This window comes from Allohahella sp. A8 (assembly GCF_047946665.1).
GTDB lineage: Bacteria > Pseudomonadota > Gammaproteobacteria > Pseudomonadales > Oleiphilaceae > Allohahella.
In genome coordinates this window covers 4,286,112-4,301,583 of the sequence record NZ_CP172312.1, presented here as the reverse complement: position 1 = coordinate 4,301,583, position 15,472 = coordinate 4,286,112, and the positions used below count along the sequence as shown (strand labels likewise).

The following is a 15,472-nucleotide window of genomic DNA, read 5'->3' as shown; positions in this document are numbered from 1 at the left end:
CCCCCTTACAAGCGGCTTACGCGCGGCGCAGGAACTTACGTTCTTCGACGTTCACGACGATTCGGTCTCCGGAGGAGATATGCTCAGGAACCTGAACAACCAGGCCTGTCGAAAGCGTGGCGGGCTTGGTTCTCGCCGTTGCTGAACCACCCTTAACTGAGGGGTCAGTTTCAGTGATCACGAGCTCGACCGTAGAAGGTAGATCCAGCGTGACTGGCTTCTCGCCGACCAGGACAATCTGCAGGCCCTGAGTCTCTTCACTGACGAACATCAGCTCGTCGTCAATCGGCGCTCTGTTGAGGCTGTACTGCGTGTAGTCTTCAGTATCCATGAACACGTATTCATCGCCATCGGCATACGAGAACATGACGGGCCGGCGGGTGAGATCGGCATAGTTCAGCATGTCCGTATCTTTGAAGGTCTCGTCCAGCTTGGCATTGGTAACCACATCGTACATGCGCATACGATAAAGACTGCCGCCCGCTCGACCCTGTGGCACAGAGCGCTCTATGTCCCTGACCAGGTAGACCTTGCCATCATACTCAACCGCCACACCCTTTTTTATCTCACCTGCTCTAGGCATTTTGCAAAGCTCCGAAATGAACACTGAAAACGAAGATACAGGATATCAGTGAAACAGTAATCCGACACTGGCTGAAACCGCAATTTATGGCGATAAGCTGCCACCATCGCGAATGTTTGGAAGACGCTAGCCGTAATAAACTCGCAATAATAACGACTTAAGCTGACCTGTCTCGCAGAGCCGATACGCCGACGGACTCTCCAAAACGCATTCTCCAGACAGGACGGCATCGAATGAAATTCCGCGTAACCTTCAGCCTGGCAGCCATTTTACTGGCCGGCTGCAGCGACGATAACAAGGACAGCAAGCTTACCAACGCACCCACCGCCGTTGATCAGCCAGCACCCGCAGCACCGGCAGCGCCTGCAGATCCTGCGCAGCCAGCCGAGCCAGCACAACCTGCAGATCCTACAGATCCTACAGAGCCAGGCGCGTTGACCACGCAGGGTGCTACTTCAGAGAGTTACGCAGATTTTTCCGATGCCGCTGTCTGGGTCAGTACCCAGGACGCCACAGCCAACCGACTGGTGGCAACTCTCGAAGATGATGGCATGGCCATCTTCGATGCTTCCGGTGCCGAAATCTGGCGTGATGACAGCCAGGCCGTCCAGGGCGCTGATATTCGCTATGGCATCAATGATGGCAAGGGTAACAGCATCGATCTGCTCGCCGTTGGGCTACCTGATGCATCTGCCATTGGCTTTTTTGCAGTCGGTGCTGATGCCGTTGCGCCCGTTATAAGCCTTGGTGCCATGGATATAGGGTTCGAACCAGCCGGACTGTGCCTGCACAAGAACGTGACCACCGACGAACTCACGGTAACCGCCTTCGCTGAAGATGGCCTGACGAGCCAGTACAAGCTGAGCTATGACGGCTCGACGATTATCAGCGCTGTTAAGGATGATGCAGGTGCTGCACTCGCTGTGCGGCAATTCGATGTGGGCGGCGAACTGAGCGCCTGCATTGTCGACGATGAACGTTCTACGCTATTTGTCGCCGAACAGGAGGTGGGCGTGTGGGCTTACGGCGCCTCCCCTGAGAACGTTAAAGGCCGACAACTTGTCGCCGGTATCGAACCCCTGGGACGACTGCAGGAGGTCGAAGGCCTCGACCTGGCTTATATGGAGAATGGCACAGGGTATCTCATTGTCGCTGATGAGGGAGCAGGCTTTTTGCTCTATGACCGCATCAACTACAACTACGCAACGACACTCAATGTAGCGGGCTTCGCCGAAGCCAAATCTCTCGCTGTCGCGCCCGATGTCTTATGGCTGGCGAACACAGGCAGGGCAGAGCCGATTTACGAACGGTTGCTGGCCAGCGATCTTGCAAGCTCCCTCACAGCAGCAGGCCTGCCTCAGAGTCGTCTACTATCGCATCGCGAACTCGAAGTACCTGAAGTGCAACTTGTGCGGGCCACGGGCGAAACCAAGGCCGTCGACAATGATGGCGACGCCGCAGATGATCCTGCGTTCTGGCTGAACACAGAGGATCCAGCCAGGAGCCTGATTATCGCAACTGATAAGCAGGGCGGATTGCTCGCTTATGATCTGGAAGGCCAGCAGCTGCAGTACCTCGAAGACGGAGAACCAAACAATGTCGATCTGCGCGCCAATGTCACCAACTGGGACGGTACGACCATAGCGCTCGCCGCTGCGTCCAATCGTGCGCTGAATACAATTGCGCTTTACCGGATTCAGGCAGCGGAAGCAGGGCAGGATCCCATTCAACCCTTGGCGGCTGTCGGTCCGAATGTGCATCCCGATGCACCTGAGCTGCAGAGCAATCTGGATGAAGTCTATGGCCTTTGCATGTATCAGGCAGTCGATGGCACGCCCTATGTGTTCATCAATGGCAAGAGCGGTCGCGTGGAACAGTGGCGGTTGAAGCTGACCGAGACTGGTGTCGAAGGCGAAATCGTCCGTGAGCTGAGTGTGCCCAGCCAACCTGAAGGCTGCGTGGCCAGCGATGCGGACGGCGTGCTTTTTCTGGGTGAAGAAGACGCCGGCATCTGGCAGTTCAGCGCTGAAGAAAGCGGCAGCGTAGACGGCATTATGTTCGCTCCCGTAGACGGTGACAGGCTGGTGGCTGATGTCGAGGGTCTTGCGATCTATGACAATGGCAGCACGAAATATCTGGTGGCATCGAGCCAGGGCAACAACACCTATGTGCTGTACGATCTGCTCCAGAGCGGCGCCTACGCAGGAAAGTTCGCCATCATTGGTGACGATAGCCGGGGCGTGGATGGCGCCAGTGACAGCGATGGCATTCATATCGTCGCTGCGAATCTTGGGCCGCTGTATCCAGAGGGGATGCTGATCGCGCAGGACTGGTACAACATCAACAGCAGCTATGAGCCGTTAAACCAGAACTTCAAAATGGTAAGCTGGAGGGATGTGGTGGCGCCCTGAACAGCACCTGGCTACGGTGCGGTTCAGTCATCAGCCTCCAGCACCGTAGCCAGTTCGCTCACCGATCCACCTTTGAAGGTCTTTACCTCTTCGACCTGGAGGCTGGCCGTCAACTTTGGGTGCGCCAGCAGCTCGTCGATCACCTCACTTTGATTTACTGATTCATCAAGCCAGAGCTGAACGAAATCTTTCGTTGCCGGGATGAAGAGCGGGAAGGCTTTGTCATGATACGGCTCCATTTTCAAATGTGCGTCGCGGGTGATGACTGCGCAGCTGAAGTGCCCGTTGGGAAATGGCCGATACAGCGCGCCCAGGAGGAAGGGCTCTGTGCCAATCATCAGGTACTGATGCTTCCTGCCGTCGACAACTTTCGACTCCCCTATCCCGGTAGCGGTCACCAGGCCGCGGTGGTGCCGAAGTGCACCCTTCCAGAACGAGGAATCCAGGTTACGGGCATTGAAAGACGTCCGCTTACCTACCCTTAGCTCATCGCCTTCGGCAGTACAGTCGAACCACCAGGTGGCATCCACCAGCGTTGGCGTCCCGTCCACCTGGATGATCAGGTTGCGGATCTTCCGATTGGGGTTCGCTCCGAACGCTGGATAGAAATGTTCGACCGAACCTGGGCTTCGAGCAAACAAGTCATCTGTGAGCGTTTCGAGCCCTATCTTTTCCAGCAGTCGTTCCAGCTCAGCGGTTTCGAGCGCGCGTCTCACATATCCACACATCCTGCACTCCTTGTTTCGCGGCGTTTGCCTCGAAGTCGATAAACGCTCGCTTCTGCCTGTGAAGGTACGTAGCAGCTGAAAGAATGGCGCGCATGATTCGCGGCGCCCTAAGGGCTATCGCTTCTGTACAGCCTATCCCTTATGATTCGGCTCTCCCGCCAGGCCAGCCTATCAGGCAACTATAACAAGGACGTGAACATCATGGACGAGCTGCATAGAATGACCCGCTACTTCCGCCAGTCGCTGCTCGATGCTGAGCGGCTGTGCCCCGAGGATGCGCAGATTCTTCAGGCCTGGGGTGTGGCTGCCAAGGGCGAACAGCCGACAGTGAAGGCGGGACTCCTGGCGGTGGACCAGATCGCCTGGCATACAGGCTGGGTGGACGAAGCGACAGCGGCGGCTGTTTTCGAAGTCTTTGATCGTAAATCTGGTAATGGCAAGCATCCGGAGACGGCGAGTCTTGTCATGTTCCCGCGGGTCGATCTACTCGAATCAAAAGGCGGACGACGCAATAGCTACAAGCGAGCCGTCCTCATGCCGCTAGTCGTGTTCGTTGAATTGAACCGCGATGGCGAACTGACGCCGGGAAAGATGGCGCCCTCAATGCCGCGGCTCTGGCTCTCACCGAATGGCAGCCAGAATATCCCGCTTGGTGAGTTTGCAGCACTGGATGAGTATCTCTCACGCACCAGTTTCGAAGCGGTCAAGTGCTGGCAGGATCTGGTCGATTTCGCCGAGGGCATGGTTACGGCAGTTACCGGTAGCGACTTTCAGGAGCAGCTGCACGACGAATACACGTGTTCTCCCCAGGCCATGTTGCTGCTCGAGCCACCGGTCAGCGGAGCCCGCAAACGTATGGTGCAGGTGCTGGAGAATATTGAAGACGGAGACGCCCCAAGCGCGCTGTACCGTCGCTTTATCAGCCGGGAGGCTGAACCACTGCAGCCGCTGATGGATGAGGCACAGCATCGCGAAGCCGCCAGTCGACACCTCGGTCAGATGACTGGCGAGTTCCCGCTCTCACCGAAACAGCGAATTGCACTGCATCACCAGATTACCAATGGCGGCGAAGGGGAGCTGCTGGCTGTGAATGGTCCACCTGGCACTGGCAAGACCACCCTGCTCCGTTCAGTAGTTGCGAACCTGTTCGTTTCCAGTGCACTGCAGGAACAGGAGCCGCCGATCATCGTTGCAGCCTCCAACAGTAATCAGGCCGTCACGAATATCCTGGACAGTTTTGCCAAAATAGATGAGGCGGACATTGAGGCGAGCTTACGAGGTCGATGGCTACCGGAACTGTCGACTTATGGCCTGTATTGCTGCTCATCTGCACTGGCCAATGAGCGGAATGCCTTTGCCTTCCACGGCCCCAGGGGTGAGGGTGTTATGGCTGCCATGCAGACTGCTCGGTATCTTGAAGCGGCCGAGCCCGAGTTCCTCAACAAGGCGAGCGCCTGGCACGAGCAGGATATCGCTACAGTAGCTGAGGCACGGGCTTTATTGCTTGAGGCACTGCGAGCCACCGAAGCCGATATGCTGAAAGGCTACGAGCTACTCGATGGTCTGCAAACGCTCAAGGCCGAACTGGAAGACCTTTTTGGCAGTGAGTCCGCCCTCCTTGCGAGTCTTGATCAGATTCGCAAGGGTATCGCCGAGCTCGAGGTGAATGAAGACGCGTTGCTTGATCAGCTGGATACATTCCACCGCGCCTGGCGTGCCCGCTCCTACTGGAACAAGTTGCTGTCCTGGGTGCCTTTCGTGGCGCGAAAGAATGCGCTCGAAAATGCCCGGCAACTCAACGAGTGGCTGATCAATCTCGAGAGCTGGAGCGATATCGATGTTGAGCGCCATTATCGCGCAGCCATAGGGGACGTGAAGAAGAACACAATACTAGCTGTCGCGCAGATCGAGCGCATCCAGCGCTTCTCGCAGAAATATTTCGAGCAGAAACACCAGCTGGAGGCGTGGATGAACCGCCACGCGCCGAAAAATCCGGCTGACGAGCCGGCTGATGACGCGCCTGAGAGACAGAGCCTGGCAGCGCTGCGTGAGCGACTGGAATCCATACAGGATTGCAGCCTACGCTTCACCGCTTTCAAGCTGGCGACGCATTATTGGGAGGCCCGTTGGCTTGAGGAAACCCGTAGCTTCGTGAACTCAGAGGATGCTGATCGCAGGTCACCGGCAAAAATTCTCCGCAAGTGGCGACGCTATGCCAAGCTTACGCCCTGCTTCGTCTCCACCTTGTACATGGTGCCGAGCTTCTTCACAGCCTTTGAGAAGGTCAATGCGCTGTGGAAGGATATTCCGCTCTTTGGCAAGATCGATCTGCTTATCGTCGATGAAGCGGGCCAGGCTCTACCCGAAGTAGCTGCCGCAACTTTCGCACTGGCGAAGCAGGCGCTGGTAGTAGGCGATACGAACCAGATAGAGCCGGTGTGGAACGTGCCGGCAAGCATTGACCGCGCCAATCTCGAACGCTTCGGCCTGTTGCAGGGCGAGGCCGATCACGATGAATTCTGGCTGAGGTCGGGACTCATGGCCAGCGTCGGTAATCTCATGGCCGTGGCTCAGCGGCAGAGTCGCTTTCATCAGCTCGAGACTCTTCAGCGCGGCTTCTATCTGACCGAGCACCGTCGCTGCCATGACTCGATCATCAGCTACTGCAATTCGCTGGTTTATCAGGGTGTACTGGAGCCTCTACGCGGCAACCCGCTGCGTGCTGGTCCCTGGCCACAGTTCGGACTCTGCCCGATCAAGGGCAGCTCGAAGTCCAAAGGCGGTAGCAGGGTCAACGATAAGGAGACTGTCGCCATCGCACGATGGCTCGCTGACAACCGGCAGCAAATCGTGGCGTATGTCAGGTCGAATGCTTCCGATGCCGTTGACGCAATGGATGACAGCGACATTCTGACTACGCAGGTTGGGATCATCACGCCTTTTGCAAAACAGGCCATACGGATCCGCCAGGCCCTCAGGCAGCACGGCCTGCCGACAATCACCGTAGGCACCGTGCATGCCCTGCAGGGCGCGGAACGAACGCTCGTGCTTTTCTCCAGCGTGTATGCGCAAGGTGATGGCGCGATCAGCAGATTCTATGATGCGAGTCCCAGTATGCTCAATGTAGCCGTATCGCGGGCAAGGGATTTCTTCATCGTGTTCGGCGACCCGGATAGTTTCGGTGTAGGGCCTGCGGGAAGCCCGTCTACTCAGCTTCGCGCCCTACTGGCGCCTCTTGAAACCACCACGCCGGCCTCTCTCGAGCCCGCCTGACAGGCGCGGCGTGACTTGCGTCACGCTACAAGAGTCTCATTTCGCTGGACCGGCCAATCAGCCGAGGTGACAAGGCATGCTTCGGCATACACTCCGTCTCTGAAGGGCGGCGCCTTCTCTCATCAATATTGAAATGGACTTTCATCATGCAAAAAAGGAATGAGAAGCTGAAATGCGGCCTGTCCGCATTGGGGCTGACGATATTGCCGTGCACACTCCAGGCTGCGACTGTCGACCTGCTGATATTGTACGATACCGAAACCAGTAACTACTTCAATGGCAGCCCGAACACCGGCATCCGCAACCTGGTCGATCAGGTTAACGCCATATACCGCAACAGCGACGTCGATATCCATCTTCGTCTGGTCGATACCATGCTCAATGACGCCCCCGGTGATGACATGGCGGCAGTGCTGCATGCCATCACGCCGACCATCTCACCAGAAACCACAGCAGCTATCAGTGCAAGGCGTGAAGAGACAGGTGCTGATTATGTTGCGCAGCTCCACGGAAAAGGAACATGTGGTATCGCCTGGGTAGCCGTGGCTAGCGAGTGGGCGTTCAGCGTGACAGGCCCTGATTGCGGCGCAGTCACGCTGGCTCATGAAATTGGCCATACCATGGGGCTGAATCATTCGAGACTGCAGGGCGACACAAGCGGCACCCGCTTTGCGTACGGTCTTGGGCACGGCGTAGATGGCCTGTTCGGCACCGTGATGACCTACCCCTGGATGTTCAACGGCGCTCCGGCAGTGTCGAAATTTTCCAATCCGCGTCTGATCTGTTCCGGGGTACCCTGTGGCGTGCCCGAAGGCGAACCTGAGCAGGCTGATGCGGCCACTGCACTGAATACGGTACGTGATGAAATAGCCGCTTTTCGGCGTTCGAACAATGACGACGCCAAGGTCGAACTTTTTCAGTTCATCGCCTACCACGGCTATTCGATCGCACTACCCGAGGGACGCTATGATCTACAGGATCTGATTGATCGTGGCCTGCAAAATGACGATCTTTCTTCAGTGAAAGTGCCTGCCGGCTGGGCTGTCGACGTTTATGAGCATCAGCATTTTTCGGGCACCCGCAGCACCTACACCAGCAACAAGTTTGCACTACCCTGGTTTGTGAACAACACCGCCTCTGCCGTTGTGGTGCGCAGAAACATCGAGTAGATCAACTGCGCGAACTACGTCACACAAAATGTGCTACAGAGGGATTGTCGTCCGATCCGACGACGCCAGATCTGGCGACTGTCCTTACACTCTCGATTCTTCCGGTCGTAGCGTCCCTTCCCGGACACTAGTGGTTGACCGTCTTACTGGGTCGTAATGCTCTGGCCCAGGCACCAACAACCATAAAATGGATAATCAGGATGCTTCTCCAGAACAGAACACTGAAGAACACCATGGCCGTACTCGGCTTCGCCGTCCTCCCCTGCGCCGTTCAGGCCGCTACACTGGACCTGCTGGTACTCTACGATAATGAGTCACGAAGCCATTTCGGCGATCCCAATACTGCCATCCGCAATCTCGTCGATCAGGTCAACACCTTCTATAGCAATAGTCAGATCGATCTGCAGGTGCGCCTCGTTGGTACCATGCTGCACAACCCTGCTGGCTCTGACATGAGTGAAGTCCTGAGGAACATCACCCCGCCCGTCTCGCCTGGTAGCACTGGCGCCATCAGGGCCAAGCGCGATGAAGTGGGTGCGGACTACGTCGCACAGATCCATCGGCACGGCGGCTGCGGCGTAGCCTGGGTGGGCATTCATCCCGACTGGGCCTTCAGCGTCACTGGTCCAAAGTGCGGTGCGACAACACTGGCGCACGAGATGGGCCACAACATGGGGCTCACCCATTCCCGGCGCCAGGGTGACACAGGTGGCTCGCGCTACAAGTATGGTCTGGGCCATGGCGTAGATGGCCTGTTCGGCACCATCATGAGCTACCCCTGGCTCTATGGTGGCGCACGCAGCATCGCCAAGTTCTCCAACCCGCGCATCAGCTGTTCAGGTGTGCCCTGCGGTGTACCTGAGGGTCAGGCTCTACAGGCAGACGCGGCAAAGGCCATCAACAATATTCGGGATGAAATTGCAGGCTTCCGTGCTTCGAAAACCACGCCTACCACACCTACCAATCCACCAGGTGGCGCAGAGGCCACGGTTTATCAGCATTACAACTATGGTGGCTACTCAATCTCGCTGCCGGAAGGCCGGCACAATATGTCGGACCTGATTGCCCGCGGTATGAAGAATGACGATCTCTCCTCAGTGCGAGTCCCTGCCGGCTGGGCGGTAGATTTCTACCAGCACCACAACTTCACTGGAACACGAACGACCTATACCAGCGACAATGCCGGCTTTCCGCGCGGCATCAATGACACAGCCTCATCCATCGTTGTGCGACGAAACATCTAGTGCCGATGAAACAGAGACTCATGATGATCGGCCTGACGAGTGCTTTCGTCACGGCCGCAGCTGTCACGGTATATCTTATGGGAAGCGAGCCGACTGCAGACTCGCTGGCGGCGCCGAATTCGGCGCCCGTGCAGCAGCCATCGACTCCGTCCGGAGCGGAAGGTGAAGGACCCAAGGCCAGTTCGCAATCGGTTGGGCAGGCGGGCACTTCATCGCCGCCCGCCTCGCTGAGTCCCGCCGAGATCGAACTTGGTGATAATCCGGATTACCCCACCCTCGAATCGCGCCTGACAGAAATGCAGGCCCGGCGTGAGAACAAGACTTTCGATCCTGCACAGGTCCTCGCGGCTATTCAGCAGCCGAGTGCGTGGCAAGCAGATGACAGCGTTGCGGAGCAGATGGATCTGGCGGATGAGGACCGTTACGACGGTCGGACCTTCATCCGTTTCAACGCCCTGAAAGTTGAAACCCTGATGCCCGGCGATACCATGGAAATTCCCATCGAGCAGGCCAACAGCATCTATCAGATGGTGGTTGACGAGGTAGAGGATCACCGCGACGGGTCCATCACCTGGCGCGGTCATTTGCAGGAATTCAATGAGGAAAACCAGGTCATGATCACGCAGAGCGATGGCGTGACCTATGCCGGCGTTTTCACGCCTGATGCCCCCTATACCATCGAGGCCCGAGATGACGCTGGCTGGGTTGTCAGCACAGGCACGCTGTTCAAGGGTGAGGAAGCGCCATTACCCATACCTGTCCCGGATATTTCCACCTCCGACGCATCCCGCTAACGGCGGTCGTGGAGATAGCCCTGCGCTGCGTGTTACGATCCTTTCTGGAGAGTGCAGCGTACTCTCCAGACTACCAACTGATCCGAAAGAACGATAGACGCTAGCGTCTCGACTCCGCATCCTTGGCGTATGTGTCTCTCGTAGACCAGCGATTTAATTTATGCAGTTTTCATCGCCGACCAGTGAATACAAGGCGGGCTCTCCGGAGCCTTGATCGAAACCTACATAAACAGGATGTTTCTATGAATCCCTCCCGGAAGTTATTCCTCACCAGCACCATGTTCGGTGCACTCATGACAGCAATACCGGCACACGCCGTTCCCGTTGGTCTCGAATTGAGCCTGCTGGTAGACGTGTCTGGCAGCGTCGATGCATCAGAATACGATCTTCAGCTTCAAGGCTACGCCAATGCGTTCCGTAGCGCTGATGTTCAAGCTGCGATCGATTCGAACGACACTAATTCGATAGCCGTCAATATGATCATGTGGGCTAGCCCGACCCAGCAGGCAGAGGTATTGCCCTGGACTCAGGTTTACGCCGCTTCTGTCAATGATTTTGCGGATATTCTCGAGTCTATCAGTCGTCCGTTTGCCGACGGCACGGCCCCACAGACCGCTCTGAATTATGCGGCCACCTATGCCAACAACATCAATGCCAACGACTTCGAGTCTGACCGGCAGATCATGGATGTTTCCAGCGATGGGCCACGCAAAAGCGGACTGGAAGGTACTGAAGGCCGAGATGCAGCAGTCGCCGCAGGGTACGATGTCATCAATGCCATCACCATTGGCGCTGATCCCGACCTCATTGCCTACTATGCCAATAACGTTCAGTACGGCGAAGACAGCTTTACCCTGGCGGCCAATGATTTCAATGACTTCGGCACAGCCATTACGGCCAAGCTGACGACAGAAATTGGCGGACCACAGGTTCCAGTGGGCGCAACCCTGCCACTCCTGGCCGGTGGTCTTGGCCTGTTCGCGTTGTCCAGACGCCGTCGTTCTGCGAAATAGCCCTACCTGATCAAAGCTGCCAGCGGACGTGCCGTCTGGCAGCTTTTCCCTTCTCAGCTGATCTTGCTACGGCGAGCCAGCAGTCCTGCCAGACCTACACCAATCAAAGCCAGTGAACCAGGAACCGGTACCTCAGTGCCCGTAGTAGGCGGAGTTGGTACGCTCGAAAATGAATTCGCCTGAATGAATACGCCCGAATCCAGATAGCCGTCACTGCGGTCTGCAATGGCGAGTTTCATGGTGTGCGTGCCGGCGGTCAGACCAGTAATGGACGCAGTGAAAACATCAGTGAAGCCATCGTATTCGATATTGTACGCCGCATCGCCGCCCAGTCCCTCGTTATTATTGAAGAGTCCGCAATTCATCCCGCTTGCGGTGCCGGTATTGCCACAGTTGACGGTATTCACCGAAACGGGGTCATCACCGACCAGGGCGATGTTGATGCCATCGACGTAAAACGCAAACACGTCGTTGAACTGGGTATCGACGTACTCGTTGTATTCCTCCGAAGCGAACACGTAATTGAAGAATAGGTCTCCACCTGTGCTGATGAAATCGAATTCGAGTACGTTGGCGTCACGGGTTTCGCCGCTCACCAGCGCATCGAGGTCCGCATCGCCTTCACTGCCCCAGCGTGTGCCAGCTTCGGAAGAACTGTTCGTACCATCAACGAGGCTCGCACTGCCGCTGGTCAACAGGATGCCGCTGTCGATACCGATGCCGGCAGATAAGCCGCCGCTGAAGAAGGCGGCCTGACCGCTCTCGCCCTTGTAGTTGACTGACTCGGCGTCGGCAACGACACCGGAACCAAGTATCGACCCCAGCAGTGCCTGGCCATTGCTGGTTTCAGTAATGACCAGCGCCGATGCGGAGGTGCTGCCCATTGCGATGGCGGCTGTGATCAGGGTAATTCTGAATGCTGCTGAGGTGTCCATAAACATGTCCTGTGTGATGAATGATCGTCCGGGCAGCTTTCGAGCTCCCGGAAACAGCGTTGACTGTTCAAGGGGATGTGACGGACAGCTTTCCCGATCTGAGTCGTGTTTATTTTTTCTCACTGATTTCAAAGGTCATTCCCATCATTTGTCCGTCTCATGACAAGCACACTGCTCGTTGTGCTGATGCGTTTCAGAAGCTTCAGCCAGCGAAGCAATCGGACGCTAAACGACAGGGGATGTGAGGAATTATGAAGTCTGAAATGAAGAGACTCTTTCTGGTCAGCGCAATCGCGGCGGCTTCAGTATCGATGACCGCCTGCGGTGGTGGCGGAGGTGGCGGTGGCGGCACGGATAAGCCCGAAGGCGATCCTGTGACTGGCGATCCGGTGGGCGGCGGCTCTGCCGATGGCACCGTACGCATACAGAAAACAGGCAAAGCTGTTCCCAAGGAGGAGGCCAACCTCGGCCGCACTTCCGGCATCTGGCTCAGCCGCTACGAAATATATGGTGAAGGGGCTCCTCGTGAAAGTGGAGAGTCTGCCGAACCGATCGAGTACAGCACTCAGATTTCAAGCGTCAGATATGTGAGCGACGACGAGGTCATCGTCGACGACTGCGACACTGAGGCACCCGTCACGCTGACCCTCGAGGCATTCAAGGATACGCTCAACGAGAAGGATGAATACGTCGATGCCGACCCGAGTGAACTGCCGTGCAACGGTGAGATGGAGTACGAGTATTTCGAGCGCTCCGACACGGACTACCGGGTAGAGATGGTTTGCCGGGGCGAACTCAGGGGCATGTCGGAGATGAAACAGATCTCCTCGCAAACTGAGTACAATCAGGGGTCGTTATCTTTCGTTGCCGATCGCGGCGAAAACCTTACGACTAATGGCGGCGTTTGCGGCTACATCGAGAATGTTCCACCCGATGATGACAACCCGTTCAGCAACTCCGGGATCATTGAGCTGGTCGCGCCTTATCAGAACACCAAGATCGAGCTATTCATAGAAACAAATACCGAACTACAGGAAGGGGTTTTCGAGGTTGATGGCTTTGGAGACGCTGGAAGCATGACTGCGGATGTTGCCCTCGAAATTGCCTCCAATGACGACGAGGACGAGGAAGGCGATGACGAGGATGACGATAGCGAAGACGAGTTTGACCCCTACGTTCAGGGGGGCTCACTCAATATCGAGTCGGTAGACGCCTACCGCGCGAGCGGTAGCTTCGACCTGATCCTCGATGACGAGAGCCGAGTTCAGGGTAACTTTTCCCTGGATCTCCAGTAGGGCTGTCTCACCTGGTCCGGCACTCGCCGGATCAGTTCTTCCCCACTTCCCCGCCAAACCGATAGCTGTCCATCGCTATCACACCATAAGTCACACTATGGTGGATCCGCTTTACAGCAGCATCGTCATTCGCAGCGCCAAGCGCACAGTAGAGGGGCATCAGATGCTCATCACTCGGATGGTTTTTTCTCGCGTCGGGCGCCAATGCTCGATAATCAAGTAGTGATGGCAGATCGCGTGCAATGAGCTTCTTCGCCATCCAGTCGCAGAAGCGAGTTACCCACTCTGGCGCTGCAGCATCCGCTTTGGCGTAGGACACCATTCTCAGGTTATGGCTGATACTTCCTGTGCCCAGAATCAGGAAGCCGTCGTCTCGCAGAGGCCGCAGTACTTCGCCGAGTTTGAAGTGGTATGTGGCGTCACGTCGCGAGTTGATTGAGACCTGCACGACTGGCACATCGGCAGCCGGAAACAGCAGCGACAATGGCACCCACGCCCCGTGATCCAGTCCTCGCTCCGGGTCGACATCTGCAGTAAATCCGTTGGCTTCGAGCAAGGTAACGATGCGCTCTGCAAGCGCTGGATCACCGAACGCAGGATACTCGAGGTCGTATAGTGTCTCCTCGAAGCCGGTGAAGTCGTGGATCGTTTTGGGCCTGCGTGGTGAGGTCACGGTCGTTGTAGCGGCATCATGATGCGCCGAAAAGACGATGACCGCCCTGGGTTTGGGCAGGCTGGCGCCGAGTGATTTCAGAAAGCGACTGGCCGGGACATCATCCAATGCCAGCGTAGGTGCACCGTGTGAAAGAAAGAATGTAGGAAAGGAGTGAGCACTCATAGGCGATACCTGCGACGGTGTCGAGTTGTGCATGTGGTTCTATTTTAAGTCGATACGTTGATATTGGCCCATAGCGCTATCATGAACAATGAATAATCAGGGATGCCACCGGCTTGGCAAGTCAGTCCCTCTCCGCTGGATGCGAGTTACCCCCGGCTGGCCCACGTTAGCCATCGGTTCTGCAACATACGCGCTATAACAACGGTTTCAGGTTGATAATCGTCCTCGAGGGCTTTGCGGACGAGCCGCCAGGCCGCTTCAGCGACTGCTTCATGTTGCTGGCTGAGTGAATTGACCGGGAAGGGCAGGAAATCCAGTAAACGACTGTCGCCGAAGGTCGCCAGCCGCACTGGCGACACTGCCTTGCTCCAGGCCACCTGCATTTCGCTGCGAAGCGCCTCCATCACCCCTTCGAGCAGACTGAAGGAGGTGGTGACGATGGCATCTGGCGTGCGCCCGATCTGGGTTCTGGCGGCATCCAGCGCCACCTTCGCAGAAGCAATATCGAAGCTGGCGCCGTAGCAGCAGTGGGCTTGCAGCTTTGGGATATCGGCAACAGCGGCACGAAAACCCTGCTCCCGAAGCTGGCTGATCTTCATTTCCGGCATGGCACCAATGAGCACGGCGTCTTTCACTCGGGTGGGCGGGGAGTCGAGTGACATCGATTGTACGAGTTCGAACGCGCCCTGCCGGTCGTCACTGAGCACACTGCAAAAGCCGCTGCCAATGGGTCTGTCGAGTACAACAACTGGCGTGCCCTTCTGCTGGATATCGGCGTATGTTGTCTCCGCTTCGGTCGTGCATGACGACACCACGAGAGCATCGATGCCACGCGAGACCATCATCCGAGCCGCCGCCAGCTCTATCTCGAAGTCGTCATCCGAGCTCGCTATCACCAGCTGGTATCCCTCTGCACGCGATAGCGTCTCCAGATGCTTTGCGATGCGTAGATAGCTGCGATTTTCGAAATCGGGGATGATGAAACCGATAGACCGGCTGGTGCCACGCCGTAGCGCAGCCGCTGAGTGATTCGCCTGATAGCCGTGTTCAAGGGCGACCGCCCTGACCTTCTCCTGCGTATCAGTGCTGATGCGATATTTTCCAGCTTTGCCGTTGAGGACACTGCTGACAGTAGCCTTGGAAACGCCGGCCAGGCGGGCAATCTCTTCTAGCTTCACTACATGGACCT

12 protein-coding genes are annotated in these 15,472 nt (G+C 56.7%); 7 read left to right on the top strand and 5 right to left on the bottom strand.

Features of this window, described 5'->3' with window-relative positions; translation table 11 throughout:
- Positions 1-16 precede the first annotated feature (16 nt).
- Positions 17-583, bottom strand: coding sequence for an elongation factor P-like protein YeiP (yeiP, locus tag ACH3PB_RS19245; RefSeq protein WP_416397103.1), 567 nt, complete (start codon positions 581-583; stop codon positions 17-19).
- A 233-nt stretch (positions 584-816) separates the two neighbouring features.
- On the opposite strand from yeiP, the gene ACH3PB_RS19240 reads away from it, so the two are divergent.
- Positions 817-2,994, top strand: a complete 2,178-nt coding sequence (locus ACH3PB_RS19240; protein WP_416397101.1) for a phytase — start codon at positions 817-819, stop codon at positions 2,992-2,994.
- 23 nt (positions 2,995-3,017) lie between these two features.
- Here the strand turns inward: ACH3PB_RS19240 and ACH3PB_RS19235 are convergent, their stop codons facing one another.
- On the bottom strand, positions 3,018-3,722 hold the full coding sequence (locus ACH3PB_RS19235) for an SOS response-associated peptidase family protein (RefSeq protein WP_416397100.1): 705 nt from the start codon (positions 3,720-3,722) through the stop codon (positions 3,018-3,020).
- Positions 3,723-3,923: 201 nt separating this feature from the next.
- On the opposite strand from ACH3PB_RS19235, the gene ACH3PB_RS19230 reads away from it, so the two are divergent.
- The 5 genes from ACH3PB_RS19230 (at position 3,924) to ACH3PB_RS19210 (ending at position 11,215) form a co-directional block, all read left to right on the top strand.
- On the top strand, positions 3,924-6,995 hold the full coding sequence (locus tag ACH3PB_RS19230) for a DEAD/DEAH box helicase (RefSeq protein WP_416397098.1): 3,072 nt from the start codon (positions 3,924-3,926) through the stop codon (positions 6,993-6,995).
- 146 nt (positions 6,996-7,141) lie between these two features.
- Positions 7,142-8,164, top strand: a complete 1,023-nt coding sequence (locus ACH3PB_RS19225; RefSeq protein ID WP_416397096.1) for a reprolysin-like metallopeptidase — start codon at positions 7,142-7,144, stop codon at positions 8,162-8,164.
- 200 nt (positions 8,165-8,364) lie between these two features.
- The gene (locus ACH3PB_RS19220) at positions 8,365-9,408 is read left to right on the top strand and encodes a reprolysin-like metallopeptidase (protein ID WP_416397094.1); all 1,044 of its coding nucleotides are present in this window, start codon (positions 8,365-8,367) and stop codon (positions 9,406-9,408) included.
- A 5-nt stretch (positions 9,409-9,413) separates the two neighbouring features.
- Positions 9,414-10,202 (top strand): hypothetical protein, encoded by a 789-nt coding sequence (locus ACH3PB_RS19215; protein WP_416397092.1) that lies wholly within the window; start codon positions 9,414-9,416, stop codon positions 10,200-10,202.
- Between the two features lie 242 nt (positions 10,203-10,444).
- The gene (locus ACH3PB_RS19210) at positions 10,445-11,215 is read left to right on the top strand and encodes a DUF1194 domain-containing protein (protein ID WP_416397091.1); all 771 of its coding nucleotides are present in this window, start codon (positions 10,445-10,447) and stop codon (positions 11,213-11,215) included.
- 53 nt (positions 11,216-11,268) lie between these two features.
- Here ACH3PB_RS19210 and ACH3PB_RS19205 read toward each other — a convergent pair whose 3' ends face one another.
- Positions 11,269-12,150 (bottom strand): choice-of-anchor L domain-containing protein, encoded by an 882-nt coding sequence (locus ACH3PB_RS19205; RefSeq protein WP_416397089.1) that lies wholly within the window; start codon positions 12,148-12,150, stop codon positions 11,269-11,271.
- A 263-nt stretch (positions 12,151-12,413) separates the two neighbouring features.
- On the opposite strand from ACH3PB_RS19205, the gene ACH3PB_RS19200 reads away from it, so the two are divergent.
- Entirely contained in the window at positions 12,414-13,445 is a 1,032-nt protein-coding gene (locus tag ACH3PB_RS19200; RefSeq protein WP_416397088.1) for a hypothetical protein, read from the top strand.
- A 31-nt stretch (positions 13,446-13,476) separates the two neighbouring features.
- Here the strand turns inward: ACH3PB_RS19200 and ACH3PB_RS19195 are convergent, their stop codons facing one another.
- A complete protein-coding gene (locus ACH3PB_RS19195) occupies positions 13,477-14,283 on the bottom strand; it encodes a DODA-type extradiol aromatic ring-opening family dioxygenase (RefSeq protein WP_416397086.1) in 807 nt (268 codons plus the stop codon).
- Positions 14,284-14,429: 146 nt separating this feature from the next.
- Positions 14,430-15,461, bottom strand: coding sequence for a LacI family DNA-binding transcriptional regulator (locus ACH3PB_RS19190; RefSeq protein WP_416397084.1), 1,032 nt, complete (start codon positions 15,459-15,461; stop codon positions 14,430-14,432).
- Positions 15,462-15,472: the final 11 nt, after the last annotated feature.